16 protein-coding genes are annotated in these 15,430 nt (G+C 54.2%); 6 read left to right on the top strand and 10 right to left on the bottom strand.

Features of this window, described 5'->3' with window-relative positions:
• Position 1: 1 nt before the first annotated feature.
• Both rsmG and K9N21_14065 read right to left on the bottom strand, forming a co-directional pair.
• Entirely contained in the window at positions 2–670 is a 669-nt protein-coding gene (gene rsmG / locus K9N21_14070) for a 16S rRNA (guanine(527)-N(7))-methyltransferase RsmG (protein ID MCF8145039.1), read from the bottom strand.
• Complete coding sequence (locus K9N21_14065; GenBank protein ID MCF8145038.1) at positions 663–1,316, bottom strand: TIGR00730 family Rossman fold protein; 654 nt, start codon at positions 1,314–1,316, stop codon at positions 663–665. Before K9N21_14065 ends, rsmG begins: the two co-directional genes overlap by 8 nt.
• 348 nt (positions 1,317–1,664) lie before the next feature.
• Between K9N21_14065 and K9N21_14060 the strand changes: the two genes are divergently transcribed.
• From K9N21_14060 to K9N21_14045, 4 genes are all read left to right on the top strand, one after another.
• A complete protein-coding gene (locus K9N21_14060) occupies positions 1,665–1,871 on the top strand; it encodes a dodecin family protein (GenBank protein MCF8145037.1) in 207 nt (68 codons plus the stop codon).
• Between the two features lie 140 nt (positions 1,872–2,011).
• A complete protein-coding gene (locus K9N21_14055; GenBank protein MCF8145036.1) occupies positions 2,012–2,713 on the top strand; it encodes an XRE family transcriptional regulator in 702 nt (233 codons plus the stop codon).
• 60 nt (positions 2,714–2,773) lie between these two features.
• On the top strand, positions 2,774–3,199 hold the full coding sequence (locus K9N21_14050) for a DUF1178 family protein (GenBank protein ID MCF8145035.1): 426 nt from the start codon (positions 2,774–2,776) through the stop codon (positions 3,197–3,199).
• Between the two features lie 199 nt (positions 3,200–3,398).
• Entirely contained in the window at positions 3,399–3,995 is a 597-nt protein-coding gene (locus tag K9N21_14045) for an IMP cyclohydrolase (GenBank protein MCF8145034.1), read from the top strand.
• A 217-nt stretch (positions 3,996–4,212) separates the two neighbouring features.
• On the opposite strand, the gene queG is transcribed toward K9N21_14045, so the two are convergent.
• The 3 genes from queG to K9N21_14030 form a co-directional block, all read right to left on the bottom strand.
• Positions 4,213–5,151 carry a tRNA epoxyqueuosine(34) reductase QueG gene (gene queG, locus K9N21_14040; GenBank protein ID MCF8145033.1) on the bottom strand — a complete coding sequence of 313 codons (939 nt, stop codon included), beginning with the start codon at positions 5,149–5,151 and terminating at the stop codon, positions 4,213–4,215.
• Positions 5,152–5,184: 33 nt separating this feature from the next.
• Positions 5,185–6,075 (bottom strand): type I methionyl aminopeptidase, encoded by an 891-nt coding sequence (map, locus tag K9N21_14035; protein MCF8145032.1) that lies wholly within the window; start codon positions 6,073–6,075, stop codon positions 5,185–5,187.
• Between the two features lie 224 nt (positions 6,076–6,299).
• Positions 6,300–7,523, bottom strand: a complete 1,224-nt coding sequence (locus tag K9N21_14030; GenBank protein MCF8145031.1) for a hypothetical protein — start codon at positions 7,521–7,523, stop codon at positions 6,300–6,302.
• A 331-nt stretch (positions 7,524–7,854) separates the two neighbouring features.
• On the opposite strand from K9N21_14030, the gene K9N21_14025 reads away from it, so the two are divergent.
• Together K9N21_14025 and K9N21_14020 are read left to right on the top strand one after the other, a co-directional pair.
• On the top strand, positions 7,855–8,469 hold the full coding sequence (locus K9N21_14025; GenBank protein MCF8145030.1) for a sigma-70 family RNA polymerase sigma factor: 615 nt from the start codon (positions 7,855–7,857) through the stop codon (positions 8,467–8,469).
• The gene (locus K9N21_14020; GenBank protein ID MCF8145029.1) at positions 8,466–8,714 is read left to right on the top strand and encodes a zf-HC2 domain-containing protein; all 249 of its coding nucleotides are present in this window, start codon (positions 8,466–8,468) and stop codon (positions 8,712–8,714) included. The genes K9N21_14025 and K9N21_14020 overlap by 4 nt, the downstream gene beginning before the upstream one ends.
• Positions 8,715–8,806: 92 nt before the next feature.
• On the opposite strand, the gene K9N21_14015 is transcribed toward K9N21_14020, so the two are convergent.
• From K9N21_14015 to K9N21_13995, 5 genes are all read right to left on the bottom strand, one after another.
• Positions 8,807–12,133, bottom strand: coding sequence for an AAA family ATPase (locus K9N21_14015; GenBank protein ID MCF8145028.1), 3,327 nt, complete (start codon positions 12,131–12,133; stop codon positions 8,807–8,809).
• Between the two features lie 352 nt (positions 12,134–12,485).
• The gene (locus K9N21_14010) at positions 12,486–12,899 is read right to left on the bottom strand and encodes a hypothetical protein (protein ID MCF8145027.1); all 414 of its coding nucleotides are present in this window, start codon (positions 12,897–12,899) and stop codon (positions 12,486–12,488) included.
• A 195-nt stretch (positions 12,900–13,094) separates the two neighbouring features.
• Positions 13,095–13,844, bottom strand: coding sequence for a rhodanese (locus tag K9N21_14005; GenBank protein ID MCF8145026.1), 750 nt, complete (start codon positions 13,842–13,844; stop codon positions 13,095–13,097).
• Positions 13,845–13,847: 3 nt separating this feature from the next.
• Positions 13,848–14,429: a rhodanese-like domain-containing protein gene (locus K9N21_14000; protein MCF8145025.1), complete on the bottom strand. Its 582-nt coding sequence runs from the start codon at positions 14,427–14,429 to the stop codon at positions 13,848–13,850.
• A 285-nt stretch (positions 14,430–14,714) separates the two neighbouring features.
• Positions 14,715–15,092, bottom strand: coding sequence for a DsrE family protein (locus K9N21_13995; protein MCF8145024.1), 378 nt, complete (start codon positions 15,090–15,092; stop codon positions 14,715–14,717).
• Positions 15,093–15,430 lie beyond the last annotated feature (338 nt).

Below are 15,430 nucleotides of genomic sequence, written 5' to 3'. Positions count from 1 at the left end.
GTCAGGTCTCTTTTTTTAAGATGAGAATCTCCCGCTTCCTCCCCTTCCCGGGTAGCCGGTAGGAGATCCTCTTGAAGGGGAAGAGGCGGTGCATGTCAATGACCTTCGCGCTTTCTTGAATCGCGGATTCACTCTGGTTGCCGAGAAAGGCCACCATGCGGCCCCCGGGGGAAAGAAGGGGCCCACACAGGGTCAGATACCCGGCCAAGGGGACAAAGGCCCTGGATGTGATGACATCGTATCCTTCGGGGAAAAGCACCCCTTCCTGCTCCTCCATGCGTCCTTGAATCACCTCGATATTCCCGAGCCGTGCAAGCCGGATGACCTGTTTCAGGAAATGGGTCTTTTTTGCATTGGGTTCGATCAACCGGCATCTGAGCCGGGGCTTGCAGATCTTTATGGGAATAGCAGGGAACCCTCCTCCCGAACCGACATCCAGGAGGGTCCCCTGGTCAGGCAGAAAAGGGGCCGGCAGGAGGGAATCGACCAGGAGTTCATCCACGATTCTCTGACGGGAAGAAAGACCTGTCAGGTTTATCCTCTTATTCCAGAGTTCCAACTCATCCAGGAAAACACCCAACTTCCGGTCCTGGTCCGAATGGAGGCGGACCCCCCATTCCCGCAGCAGCGGTGTGAATCTTTCTTGAACGTCTTTGGCCGGATCAGACAACGACCCGTCTCTTTACGATAGCCACCGCCTCCTCCGGGGTGTCTACCACATTGAATATATCAAAATCGATTTTCGAAATGGTCCGTTCGGTGATCAGGGTTTCCTCAATCCAAGCCAGAAGCCCTCTCCAGTAACTGGAATCCATAAGGATAACGGGAAAATATCTGATCCGCTTGGTCTGAATCAAAGTCAGGGCCTCAAAGAGTTCATCCAGGGTGCCGAATCCACCCGGCATAATAATGTAGGCCACCGCATATTTGACAAACATGACCTTTCTGATAAAGAAATATTTGAAATCGAGACGGAGATTGGCAAATTCATTGGGCTTCTGCTCGCTGGGAAGCTCAATGTGAAGGCCCACGGACTTTCCCCCGGCCTCTGCGGCCCCCCGGTTGGCCGCTTCCATAACGCCCGGGCCCCCGCCGGAAATCACATTGAACCCGTTTTCCACCAGCAGACGAGCCACCTTGACCGTGTCCTTGTAGGCCTTACTTTTGGAGTCGGTCCTGGATGAACCGAAGACGCTCACCGCCGGATAGGCATCGGGCATGGCCTCAAACCCCTTGACGAATTCGGCCATGATCTGAAACATTCGCCAGGATTCGCTCAGCGTCAGGTCATCCACGATATATTGCTTTTCCCGCATGGTTAGAAGTCCTTTCCTTTCGATGGGGGTAACGAAAAAATCATTGATTTTTCTGACTTTATCCTTTAGTTTTCAGGCAGCGTCATCATAATTCCGTGAGCAACGGGTGTCAAGGGTCGTGTTTTGCCGCAAACGGGCAATCCATCATCCCATCGGTCATCTTGAATTCGAACACTCCTTTACCCCTGGGGCGTGTTCACGATAGGGTGTTAATAGAGGCTGGGGATGGGGAGCGGTATTTCATGTGTTCGGCAGAAATCCAGACCCCGACAAATGCCTGTGTTCTCAATAAGGTGTATAATTTGTGAGATGCTTTATTTACCTGTACATGAATGAGGAGGTCATCTAATGGAACGTGTGGCAAGAGTTTCGGAGATCATCGGCGCCTCTCCAACCAGTTTTGACGATGCCATAAGGGTCGGATTCGAAAGGGCCAGCAAGACACTGAGGGGGATTACCGGGCTGAGAGTCCTTGAGCAGAGGGTATCTGTTGAAGATGACATGATCAGTGAATACCGGGTCAGGATGGAAGTGATTTTTGTCCTCGAGGCCTGAGGCTGTCAAAAACCCATGCGGAATGCTTGCCCGGCCCGTGAGAAATCGATGCCGCATATATTCAGCAGGATGCGTAGGGCCTTTCGCATCGACCCTTGTTGTTTGAGGGGAGCCGAAATATTTTAGTTGAGGAAATGACTATGGAAAAAAAACATGACCCGGCCGACACCCATGATGCCCATCGGGATTACCTGACCGACGTCAGCAGTCAGTTCGGAAGAAGGGATCAGGAAAAGGATTTTCTGGACAGCATCAGTCAAGGTCCGGCCCAGGAAGATATTCAGGTAAATGTGGGCGAACGGGTCAAAGCGGTCAGGGAGAAACGCAATTTGAGCCTCCAGGATATCTCCCAGAGGACCGATCTAAGTGTGTCCCTCCTGGAGCGGATCGAAAATGGGAGTCTGGCCCCGCCCCTGGGGACGGTCATCAAGCTGGCAAAGGCCCTTGATCTCAAGATGGGCTACTTCATATCCGGCGAAGAAGACCGGCCCTATACCATTGTGCGGAAAGACGACCGGAAGGTGATCTCCCGATATGATTCCAAAAAGGGGGCCTATTATGGCTACGGCTACGAGTCGCTGGCGCCCCATAAGACAGACAGGCATATGGAGCCCTTCCTCGTCACCCTTGATCCCGCCGAAACCGAAGAAGAACGATCCACCCATGACGGCCAGGAATTCATCTATGTGCTGGAGGGGACCATGGAGGTCCGTCTGGGAGAGGAGATCCATCTCCTTGAGCCGGGGGACGCCATCTACTACGACTCGACGGTCCCCCATCTGGTAAAATGCCATGGCCGGGAGAGGACCCTGATTTTAGCGGTCTTGTATGCCGAGAAATAGGGTGCCGCTGCTGGGGGAACCTGAGTGTCCTGCGACGGTTAATGGAGGAATAACTCACAGATGATAGTATTTGATCTGATGTGTCCCGAGGGACATATATTTGAAGGCTGGTTTGACAGCAATGAATCCTTTGAAGAACAGAACATAAACGGCCTTGTCCGCTGTCCGGTGTGTGACGATTCAGATATACGAAAGGTCCTGTCGCCGGTGGCGGTCAGAAAATCCCAACCCGTTGCGCCAACCGGTCAGGAGACCATTGACTATCAGCGCCTTGCAAAAGAGGTGGTGGAATATATCAAGACCAATTCCGAGGATGTCGGGGCCCAATTCGCTTCAGAGGCCCTCAAAATCCATTATGGCGTGGCCGAAAAAAGGAGTATCCGCGGATCGGCAACCACGGATGAGGAGAAGACCCTCAAGGAGGAAGGGGTCGATTTTGTCAAGGTCCCTTTTCCCGTGTCAGAGGATGATAATAAGACAAACTGAGGAAGTAAGGGGTGGGGAGTAAGCAGTAAGGACCGAGGCCTTTGAGCTGTTATTTAGTCCGGCATATCAATAGCTTACGAGTTTATCAGCCATCAGCCCATATCCAGTATCCAATGCAGGAGGCACAAGGCGTTAGGCGGAAGGGTTTCATCCAGAATCCAGTATCGAGTATCCAGTATCCAGAAAGGACTTTTTACAGATGAGCAAGATCAGGAAGGCTATTATCAGCGTTACCGATAAAAGCGGCATTGTAGATTTTGCCGCATCTCTTTCCAGATTCGGCGTAGGGGTGCTTTCCACCGGCGGGACCGCCAATGCCCTGCGCCAGGGCGGAATTGAGGTGACGGACATCTCGGAATACACCGGTTTCCCGGAGATGATGGACGGCCGTGTCAAGACCCTCCATCCCAAGGTTCACGGGGGCCTGCTGGGTCTGAGGGACAACCCCGAGCATGTCAAAATGATGGAGGCGCACGGGATCACGCCCATCGATATGGTGGTGGTAAACCTCTACCAATTCGAAAAAACAGTCGCTAAAGAGGGGGTCACCCTGGAAGAGGCGATTGAAAACATCGATATCGGGGGGCCGTCAATGCTCCGGTCGTCGGCCAAGAATTTCAGGTTTGTGACGGTGCTCGTGGATCCGGCTGATTACGATACAGTGCTGAAAGAGATGGCGGCCTCCGGCGGAGAGACCACCCTCGAAACCCGGTTCCGCCTGGCCAAAAAGGTTTTCCGCCTGACCCACGAGTATGACGGGGCCATCACCCAATACCTCGATGCCGCGTCCCTATGAAGACCGTCCCTCTTCCATGACCGCGGACCGGGACTCTTTTTTCTTTTTCTCGGGGCACGGCATGTTCTTGTGGACATGCCGTGCCTTTTTGGTACAGTAAATCGCCTGAAACGTCCTGCAGCTGCCGGATCCATCCAGCCCCTCATCCTCCGGCCATTTCGCATATTGGCAATTGAGATCGCAAAATTCCATAATCATTTCAATCCCCGGCCCTCTGCTAAACCGACCCCTCCCTCTTTTTTATTCCATCCAGCTCCTTCTCCCATAGGGGTTCATTATTTGCCATCGCCCTGATATTGCTATGGATCTTATTGAGCCCGGCCCGGGCAAAGGCGGTTTTCCCATAGGAGGCCCGAAAGTTCGCTTCGTCCATGTGGAGGATGTCATGTATCGAAGGGAGGATGATTTCTTCCAATTCATCTCCCTTATTCAGAGGACAGACCTCCTGGCACACATCACAGCCGAAAAAGCAGTCCCCCATCTTTTTGCCCGTTTCACTGTCCACCGGCTCCTTCTGTTCAATGGTTCGATAGGACAGGCATTTCGCGGCATTGAGGCGGTAAGGGGCCTCGAGTGCATCGGTGGGACAGGCATCCAGGCATCGGGTACACGAACCGCATCGGTTATCCATAAGCACCGGCTCAGGAAAGGAAAGGACGGCGGTGGTAAGGATCTCCACCAGAAAGAGATAAGACCCATGGCCCGGGAGGATCAACTGGGTGTTCTTTCCGATAAAGCCGATCCCGGACTGGTACGCAAGGCTCCTCTCCAGTATGGGCGCCGAATCCACGCAGACCCGGGTTCGGGTCCCGGGAAACTGCCGCTGAAGGGCTTTTGCCAACTCTTTGGCCTTCTTTCTCAGCCGGTTATGGTAATCCATCTGTCGGGGTTCACTGTATCTGGCCGCGGACAGGCCTTCAGGCGTAGAGGGTTTCCGTCGGGAGTAGGGATAGGCAAGGGTAACGATCGTCCGGCAGTCTTCAAGGAGCCTCAAAGGATCTTCCCTGAGGTCCAGGTTCCTCTCCATCCATGCCATACCGCCGTGCTTCCCCTCGGATATCCAGGCGCGGAACCGGTCAAAAAAGAGGGGGGTACCGGGACGGGAAAAACCCACGGCAACAAAGCCCAAATTGCCTGCCTGTCGGATCAGATCCATCGTTCATGAAGGGTTTTCCGGGCCCCGATGCGATTACAGATCAAAGGGGGTGAGGCTTTCATATCCGGTCTCTGTAACCAGGAGGGTCTGTTCAAATTGCGCTGACAAAGAACTGTCACGGGTGACGGCGGTCCAGTTGTCGCTCAGGACATTCAGATCCTTTTTCCCCAGGTTGATCATCGGTTCAATGGTGAAGACCATCCCCGGAACCAGGACAATCCCCTCGCTCTGACGTCCATAGTGAGGGATCTGGGGGGCCTCGTGGAAATCAAATCCCACGCCATGGCCCACAAATTCCCTGACCACCGAACATCCCTGACTTTCTGCATAGGTCTGAATGGCCCATCCGATGTCGCCGATCCTGTTGCCGGGCCGGACCGCCGACATCCCCAGTTCAAGGCATTTTCTGGCGACCTTTACGATCTTCCGGGCATCCGGCCCCGGCGTCCCCACAAAAAACGTCTTGTTCGTATCCGCATAATAGCCGTTCAGAATGGGGGTGACATCCACATTGACAATGTCCCCGTCCTTCAACACCCGTTCTCCGGGGATGCCATGACAGATCACCTCGTTGACCGATACGCAAACGCTTTTCGGAAATCCGCGATAATTCAGCGGGGCAGGGACAGCACCGTGTCTTATGGTGAAATCGTGAACCAGGGAATTAATGTCATCCGTCGTTATTCCCGGCGCTATGTGCGAGGCCACCAGATCGAGGGTACTCAAGGCCAGACGCCCTGCCTCCCGAATACCTCGAATATCCGCCTCTTCTTTCAGCCGGATATTGTACTTCTGGCGGTACAGATCCTTGTTCTGGGCCGAAGGATCGATGGTTTCCCTGTTGAGACAGCACTTCTTATATTTGAGCCCGCTCCCGCACGGGCAAGGATCATTTCTACGGACTTTGAGTGCTCTATGTTTCATCAAAACCTTTTTTCTACCCCCCTTATCCGGTTCTCTTCCCATGTATCCTGATCCTGCTGCCGGCGTGTCGGGCATCCAATGTATACGAAAACGCCTCTGTAATCAACGATTAAGTGCCATATCCGCAAGGCTCGATGTTTCGGATCTCTTTGGCAGTGTGACATAGAGGCCACCGGATGTGGGGCTCGGCAGAAGGCCTCAGGAACTACAGGGCGATGCGGCTGCTATTCAATTGTGAGGTTGCTTACAACCACTGCTCCGGCACGGCCATCGATGGTAACGGATCGAACTGTGGTGGTTGAGGTCTGGTTCATAAAGCCGGCATCCCACCCCCCCTTAAGGTCCAGATCTCTTGTTTCCCGAATGACAAGGTGCTCAGGATAGCCTCCCTCGACCACTTTGACGGTAGCACCGCTTGCCGCAGCATCGATCCCCTCCTGGATGCTTGAAAAGCATGGCATATATCCATTACATGGACCGCTAGGGTCCACATGGACCGTCAGAAAGGCGCCCGAAATCGGTCCGATGTATTTTTTCGCGATCACCAGGTCGTCAAACCAGCAGCCGCAGCCGGAGTCGTTGGGCACATAGTGTTCGAGCCAAACATAGTTGATGTTGAGTCCCTGGGCCTTCCTCCATTGAAACCCTTCAAATGGGCGCCCGTCAACGCCGGGATAAAACCCGTCCCATATCCAAGTCCCGACAGGGAACCCGGGGCCGAGATGGGCCATTCTTTGGCCGTTGATCCAGAACGCCTGCTCACCGTTATGAGCGGTCACAGGGTCATTCATCTTCACCATGAATTCCACGCAAATCCATTCATTCTTCGGAACAGGCCAGGGAGAGGGCCGGCCGCTGAAGGTGTTGCCCCAGCAATCGCTGCTGGGCGCGGATCGCATGCCCATCCAGTAGGTATAAAAATCCCAGGCCCAATGTGTCCCCATCGGCTCTACGCCGGTTGCCCACCGTTCATCCCCATCAGGGCACGTGCCCGCCTCCGGCCAGGGCCAGGGAACGGAGGGATTCCGTCCGCCGAGCCAGACCCAGTGGCCGGGAGCCTGGCAGACCGACTCGAACTTGGCATAGAATCGAATATAGAGCTGATCATGGCCGGGCAGGAGCCGCTGGTACATATCCGCGCTCCCTCCCATGAACAGGGACTGGCTTCCAGCGGAAAGAACAGGGGTGTCTGAGCTGACGGTCATCCGCTCTTCATGGGTGGCATACTCCCATCCCGACAATACCGTTTCAATCCCCTCTCCTTCAAAATTCTCTGAAAAAATGACATTCGGATCATTCTCAATGCCCCGATCCCCCACATATTGAGATGCGATTCCGTATTCCAGAGCCCCTGACAAAGAGGGCATTGCCCAGCTCAACAGAAAAACCGTGAGGCCGATCAGCGGTCTCTGCCATATCCCTGCCACCGGGTCTCGGGTCTTCTTCATCGGTTCGCTCCGGGTTTTCAAAAAATCTCTTACCCCCATTATTCCCCTTTTCCCGCATGTCAACCGAGCCTGCAATCTGCGTGAAATGACGTTTTTTCCTTTCGGGGGCGTCCTGAGCCCGCCCCTGAGAGACTATCTCACGAGAGCCCGAAAAAATCAAGACGACCCTGGGACGCTTGAAGGTCGGCAGCGAAATCCCATTTCTGTCCCCGGATGATTCCGTTTGAAATCGGACACGCTTTCATATACAGTGAGACACATGCCTGATGCCGGGGTTGGAGATCGTCGGGCCGCTCTTTTCTAAACAACCGATCTGAAGCAGGGATGTTACATGAACGACTACGAAACAGCCACCGATCCTATCGACCATCGTCTGATCTCCGATTTCAAGGCCGGCTCCATGGAGGCCATGGAAAAAATCGTAAAACGGTATGAGGACCGGATATTTATCTTTGGTCTCAAGATGTGCGGGCATCTTCAGGATGCAGAAGACATCGCCCAGGAGACCTTCCTGAATGCCTTCCGATATCTCAAAGACTTCCGGGAGGAGACCAAATTGAAGAACTGGCTCTTCAAGATCGCAGCCACGGCCTGCATCCGGAAACGAAGGAAGAAGAAGGCCGAACCGGACCATGAAATCTCCTTGGAATCGTTTATTCCCCAGGATGGCGATCACGCAACATACGACATCCCGGACTGGTCTCAAAATCCATCAGATCGTGTGCTGCAGGGAGAGCTGAAAAAGATCATCGACGCCGCCATTCACTCACTTTCGCACAAATACCGGCTGGTGTTCAATCTCAGGGACATCGAGGGATTCAGCACCCAGGAAACCGCCGACATCCTCGGAATATCCACGCAATCGGTCAAGACCCGACTGCACCGAGCGCGCCTCTTCCTGAGGGAAAAGATATCCACCTCCTACAAAGAGGAAGCCATCCGATGAGGGAAGACTGCAAAAAGGATTTCGAAAAGCTGTCCGAATATCTGGACGGCGAACTGGACGATGACGTATGTCGAGAGATCGAACGGCACTTTCGTGACTGCCCTGAGTGCAGGGAGTGTGTCGACTCCATGAGAAAGACCATCCAACTGTGCAAAGAGGCGGCAAGGGAAGAGATCCCGGCCGACGCCCGAGAGCGACTCATGTCTATGCTCCGCGAATGCATCAGCCGCAGCCACCCTGAGTGACCGCTTCCGGTTCTCCGCGATTCCGGCACAGGTTACGCAGAGTCCGCCGGTATCACTCCTTAAATTCCTGAATCCTTCGATTCCTTAATTCCTTAATTCCTCATCCCTAAATTTCCCCTGATCTGTTCCGCAAGGAGCCGCGCATTCATTTTAACGCTCAGATCAAGGGCCTCTTCGAAGTACCGCCGGGCCGTTTCGGGCCGGGTTCGTGAAAGGATCCCGGCTTTCACATAAAGGGCCCTGGCCTCGTGTTTTCTGGCGCCCTTGTCCCTGGCTGCCTGAAGGGCTTTGTTGACCATGGAGATGGCCGTTTTTCTTTCCCCGGTCTTTTCATAGAGTTCTGCAAGCGCAATAAGGAGTCTGGTCTTGTAGCGCCATCGGGTATAGGTGATCCCCGTGCCTTTGATCTTTTTCCAGGCCTCTTCCAGCACCTCGCCGGCCTTCCCGATATCGCCCAACCGGAGATAATTTTCTCCCACATTGATGGTGGCATTATGGATCGTTTCCGGATCGCCGGTGGGGAGGGCCTCTGCCAACGATTGTTGATTCAGTTCCAGGGACTTTTCCATCCGGCCCCCTTCGCTGTAAACCCAGCCGAGGGTATTTAACATACGGGGTCTCCAGAATTTTTCATCTCCGATTTCCAGATGATTCAGACCCTCTGTGAGGACACGTTCCGCCTCATCCAGTCTCCCCAATGCCCCGTATACCAGGCCTTTGCGAAAATGAAGGACGATATGAAAAAAGGGGCTCTGGATGGTCTCGTTCAGGACCCGCAGTTCATCACACATGGCCAGGGCCTTATCAAACTCACCGGTCCAGTTATGATACTGAATAAGATACGAAAGACTCCATGCCTTTCCTTCCAGGCTGGAAACGTCTTTACTTAGTTTAACGGATTTAAACAAGAGGGGTCTGGCATCTTTCAACCTACCCAGGACCGAATAGACAAATCCCAAAAAACTGGTGGCCTTGAGGAGCGGCTCTGAAAGCGACGGTTCCCGGCTCTGTCGAATGGCCTTGTGGAGGAAATCAACGGCAGCACGGGGATGGTGCATGTAAAAGGAGATCCACCCCAGCCGAAAGAGCGCCTCTGCTTCTGCCTCATCGTCTTTGAGGGCCTTTGCTTCGGAATACATCTTTTTGAAGGTGGATCTCCCTTTTTCCATCTGGCCTGCACAGAAATGCATTCCCCCCTTCCATCTGTAAATCTGCAGCGCCTTTTCCCGGGCGTGGTCCCACCTCCCCCTTTGAAGGATATCCAGGGCCCTGTCATAACACTCTAGGGCCTCCTGACAGGAGAACGAGCGCCTTGCCCGGTCCCCCGCATGGAGAGTATAGGCCAGCGCCTTGGGCCAGTCCTGAGACTGGTAGAAGTGATAGGCCAGGAAACCGGCATGATTGGAAAGGTCGTCTCGATACAGTCTCTCCATGGCCTCGCCCACCAGACGGTGATACTCCCTCCGATTGCGGCGCAACAGACCTCGGTAGGCAATCTCCTGCATCATCTGGTGATGAAATGCGTATTTGCCCCCGACATCAGAGGATGTCTTGTGTATAATCCCTTCTTTTTCAAGAAACTTCAGGTGTTGTTTCAGGCGGTCATGATCCCTTGAAAGACGCTTCAGCAGCTCATGGGAAAACTCGACGCCGATGACCGATGCCAGCTGAGCCACCCGTTTGGCGGGTCCGGGAAGCGCATCCAGGCGTGCCGTCAAGACGTCTCTGATGGTCTCGGGGATTTCGAGATCCTCCACCTCCGAGGTGAGGGTGCATGCATGGGAATCGCAGACCATGAGTTTCCGGTGTCTGATGGTCTCCGCCATTTCCACCAGGAAGAGGGGATTTCCCCCTGCCTGATCGAGGATCTTTTGTGATATGGTCTTATCCAGCAGTTCCGTACCGAGGACCGAATGAAATATATTGAGGGAAGCGTCGTCCGTTAGCGGCCCGAGATGGAGAACCCGTTCGGGGGAGTCCGGGCACCAGGCCTTCTCGGTCATTCGCCCTGAACAGACGATAAACAGGGGGCCGGGTGACTCGGTCCGGATGAGAAAAAGGAGAAAATCCCGTGTGGTCTGATCGACCCATTGCATGTCGTCAAATATGAGGATGAGCGGCTTTGCCCTCGTTATGGCGCTTACCAGCGAATGTAGAGATCTAAATATTGACCGCTTTCTTCCTTCGAATGAAACAGTGGTGCGCCCTTCATCGCTCAAATGAGAAAGGTGATCGCATACCTTGTCCAATCGAGAGACCAGGGATTTCTCCCGTATCCTGTCCCGGAACCGCTTTTTTGCCACCGAAAGGCATTCATTTTCCGGGAGTTCAAAGTAGGTCCTGAACATCTGGGTTATCGGGTAAAGGACGGTGGACTCTCCATAGGGGAGACAACGAGCTTCCAGGATCAGGGCCTTTTCAATGCGGATGGCGTCCCGAAAAGCAGCCAGCAGACGTGTTTTCCCTATACCCGCCTCTCCCACCACCGCCACCATCCTGGATGCACCCGCGAGGGCGGACGTCAGGACATGCGTCATTACCGAAAGCTCGTCTTTTCGGTTGAAAAACGGTGTGGAGCGCCCCTTATCAGTTCTCAGCAGGTGTATATGCCTCCGCTCTCCAATCAGGGAATATGCGGTAAGCGGCGTATCCCTTCCTTTCACCATGAATGACCCTGCCCTTCGAAACCTGAAAAGCCGGATCGCCCCGTTTCTCACCCTCTCGGAAACGAATGTCCCGCCCGGCGGGGCAAGGGTCTGCAATCTGGCTGCCAGATTGGTTGTCTCGCCCGCAGCGGTATAGTCCCGTCTCAAATCAATACCGATGGCCCCCACCACCACCTTCCCCGTGTTGATCCCGATCCGCAACTGGAAAGTGATATCATAACGGCGCTGTACCTGTTCCCCATAGGCCTTCATGCGATCCTGTATGCGAAGCGCTGCGTGGCATGCCCGGTGGATATGGTCCGCATAGGCGGTAGGCGCGCCGAAAAGGGCCATGATTCCGTCTCCAGTGTACTGATTGATGCTCCCCCCGGCCCCATGGATCTCCTGACCCAGGATGTCAAAACACTCATCCATGATATCGTGGATGTCTTCAGGATCGAGCCTTCCCGACATGCGCGTAGATCCGGCCACATCGGCAAAGAGGACGGTCACGATCTTCCGTTCGCCTTGAAGGCTGCTCTTTTGTCTCAGGATTTCCTTCTTCAGGAAGCGAGGGGTATACTCATGAGGAGACATATCTGTAGAGATGGAAAAAGGCGTTGCGGGCAGCGGTTCGTGGCAGTTTTCGCACGATTGTGACCCGGCAGGGCTGGCATGTCCACACTTCGGGCATGGCACGGAGAGGGGATGACCGCATTTGCCGCAGAAGTTCATTCCTTCGGGGTTTTCAAACTGGCAGCGTTCACATTTCATGGACACGATTCCAAGGCGGCCTGACAGCCGCAACCAAAAAGGTATTGGTACAACTCCCGGAATTTTCCGGGCGCTTACCCATACGCCACCAACTTCTCTGCAGGGTGTCCCGCAAGGCGGGATTACCACAAAAGATTCTAAACTATCGGGGAGGTCGATTCACAATGGGAATTGGCTTTTCGCACCGCGCCAAAATTCGAAGGTTACTCCGGAAATGGGTGTAGAAGCGGGTGTCTTGCCATCAGCGTGCCGCAGCCTCAGGACATGGACAACTCATGACGGCCGGGGATCCCTACTCGGTATCGCCGACTTCACAGGGAGTTATGCCCTCCCTTTTAAACCGCATGGTCCGTCAACAGCCTTCGTCGTCTTCAATCACGAATTTGGGCTTTTTGGCAGGTGCCGGCGCTTGCGGCGGGGGGGGCGGGGCCTCTATCCCTTTGGCTGGCTCCTCTCCGGAAGCACCGGGGGCGATCAGGCCCGAATTTTTATTTACCTTCTCCCCCAGGGCATTGATGACAGACAGATCATAGTGGTCCCAGGCCGCGGTGGACGAGGGATCGGCCTGCACCGCCTTCCTGAAGTACTCCTTGGCGTCAAGAAACCTCCCCGCCTGATACGCCTGTTTCCCGGTCTGAATCATCTTGGCGCAGAGGGCCTTGTCCGGGGCAGGTCCCTCGGCGTCTGCTGCAGCCACATTCAGGGGCAGAAAAAGAAGCGTACCTAAGACAAACATCCCCAAGACAACATAACGCCCGTGTTTCACGGATCACACCTCCTTAATTTGGAATGAATTGGATGATACCACAGGGGCAACCGATGTGTAAAGGCGTTACCAATGACTCCGTGAAGCATAGGGTCCGTCATGAAAGCGCACCGGAAACCGCATGAGGTTGGGTGAACTCACAGGATGACCGACCCGGTCTTGGCCGGGGCGGTCATCGAAACATGTGAGCCGGGCTTACAATTCCCAGATCAGATAGGTCCCGTCCAGGTTGCACTTGCATCCCGCCTTGAGGTATTTCACATCAAAGCCCTTTTCCTTGAGAAGCAGATAGGCCATCTCCCCTCTGACACCGGTTCTGCAATGGACCACAACAAACTTGTCTCTGGGGATTTGGTCCAATCGCGTGGGCAGTTCATCAAGGGATATATTGATGGCCCCCGGAAAATGTCCGGCAGCATATTCAGAAGGGGCGCGCACATCAACGACCGTAATGGCCTGGGTTTTCAAGGCCGCCTCAAAGTCGGGGATGCTGATTTCGCCCGGCTCCAGCTTCCGAATATAGACGATTTCCGTTGCTGCAGGCCCTGTCTTGACGTCATAGCCCTTTTTCTGCCACTCCAGGATCCCGGGAAATTCGAGGAGGGTGACGTTCTTGTACCTCCAGCTGCGGGCGGTCTTCACCGCCCTTACGGATTCATCCAAATTATCCGAGTAAAAGACGATCGGAGCTGTCAAGGACTCTGGAAATGAATCTTTGGCCGCCTCGAGATTGCCTGCAGGAAGCCCCACTGCCCTCGGGATGTGGCCCGCGGCAACGGCGGCGGGGGCCCGGAGATCGATCAGAACGATATTGGCCGTCCTCACATAATCGGGCGTGGATACGGTATAGTTCCCGCTCTTTTTCCATGCAGGCATCCCTTCAATATACACCCGCACATTCTTCCATCCCCATTTCTTCGCCAGACCGGCGGATTTGGGACTCATGCCTCAGGTAACGCCGCCGCAGTAGAATATGATCAGCTTATCCTTATTACAGGGGAGCAGCTTCTCCCCCTTCTCCTTAAGCACATCCACCGGAATTGAAACGGCAGTAGGGATGTGTTCCGCAGCGGCGATCTTTGCAGGTCTCGAATCAATCAGACAATAATCTCCTTCAACAGATCCTTTTGCGACCAATTCGGCCACTTCCTTGGTCTTGATCTCCGTCACCCCGCTCGGCAGCGTTATGAGGGTTTTTTTGATATAGGTTGCCACCTTGTCAGGACCGACCGTCTTATATTTGACCAGAACACCGGTCGGCGGTTGGATCTCTTTCGTCTTTTCGAAGTTCACGAATTCAGTGGCATCATCGAACCTGACCACGACGACGCCCTTGCCTCCTACCGTAACAGAGATGGTCTTGGCCTTGTTTGACACCGCCTTGACCTGTCCTTTGATCTCGAGCGCTCCGTCCGCTTCCGCTTTTGCAGCCGGAGCCTCGGCAGAAACATTGCCGGCCAGGCCGAGGGAAAAGGCAAAAATCATGGCGGCAACTACGGTTGTCCGTTTCGTCCATCCTCTATTGTTCATACACCCTCCTTTTGTTCGTTGCTCGTTACTGGTTACCGGTCGAAAATCCCGTCTTCAGAGGAATTCGTACCCGAACGGAAACCCGGAAAATCAAGAAACTTTCAATTTTCAATTCTTGAATAGTCAATTGTCCCTGAACGGGGTTTTCGTTCAGGCACTCGTTGCGGGATGCAGGCTGCGACTTCTCGCTTTGCCCTATGCTCCATGCCCCATGCGTCCCACGATTTTGGCCTCCCATATACTCCCCCATGCAGGGACGTCGGCAGGGGAAATCGTCGTTTCCCGCTAATAGACCAGCGTTGCGTTGGCGGACAGGATCTCTTCCGTCAAGGTGCCTCCGGCCATCGGGATGGCATCTTCAATCAGGTCTGCAACGTCGATTTTTCTCTCCTGGATGCATGGAACGCACACCGCCAGTCTTCCCCCCTGGTCAAAAAAGGCCTCCACCAGCTCCTTTAAGGGGGCAAAACCGGCCGCATGCACATGTTCCAGACACCCCTTTCTGGATAAGAAAACGGCCGGGCCCTGGAGAACCACCAGGGTCTCCACCTCCATGACCATGGCGGCGTTTGCCAGGACGAATGGAAGGCTTGCCTTTTCAGGATTTTCCATTCCGTTGGTTGAGATGTAAACGATCTTTTCTGGCTTTGTTTTTTCAGTCATTGCAATTACCTCTTTATGTTGACTTTGAAAGTCTCCTGACCTGATAGGACATCCTGTATGGGACCCCCCAAATGGGGACTGGATCCTCCGCATGAGCACCGGAATACGCCAGGGACCGGCGGCTGTTAGGCCGCCTTAGACTCTTTGTCTGTAACTTCTCTGCAACGTGCGAAGAAGTTTGCCCGTGGGGGTCTCTGCCCAAGAGCTGCAAAAACCGAATACAGCTCCTGGGGACGGCAGCAGGGCTTTACAATACAGTCTGTTCCAGCCCCAAGTACAGCCTTTTATGGGACGGTATGTCCTTGCTGCCTTTCCGTAAACATTATCCGGAGCCCGGG

This window comes from Deltaproteobacteria bacterium, from assembly GCA_021737785.1.
In the GTDB taxonomy this organism is placed as follows: domain Bacteria; phylum Desulfobacterota; class DSM-4660; order Desulfatiglandales; family Desulfatiglandaceae; genus AUK324.
This window is presented reverse-complemented; position numbering and strand designations above follow the sequence as displayed.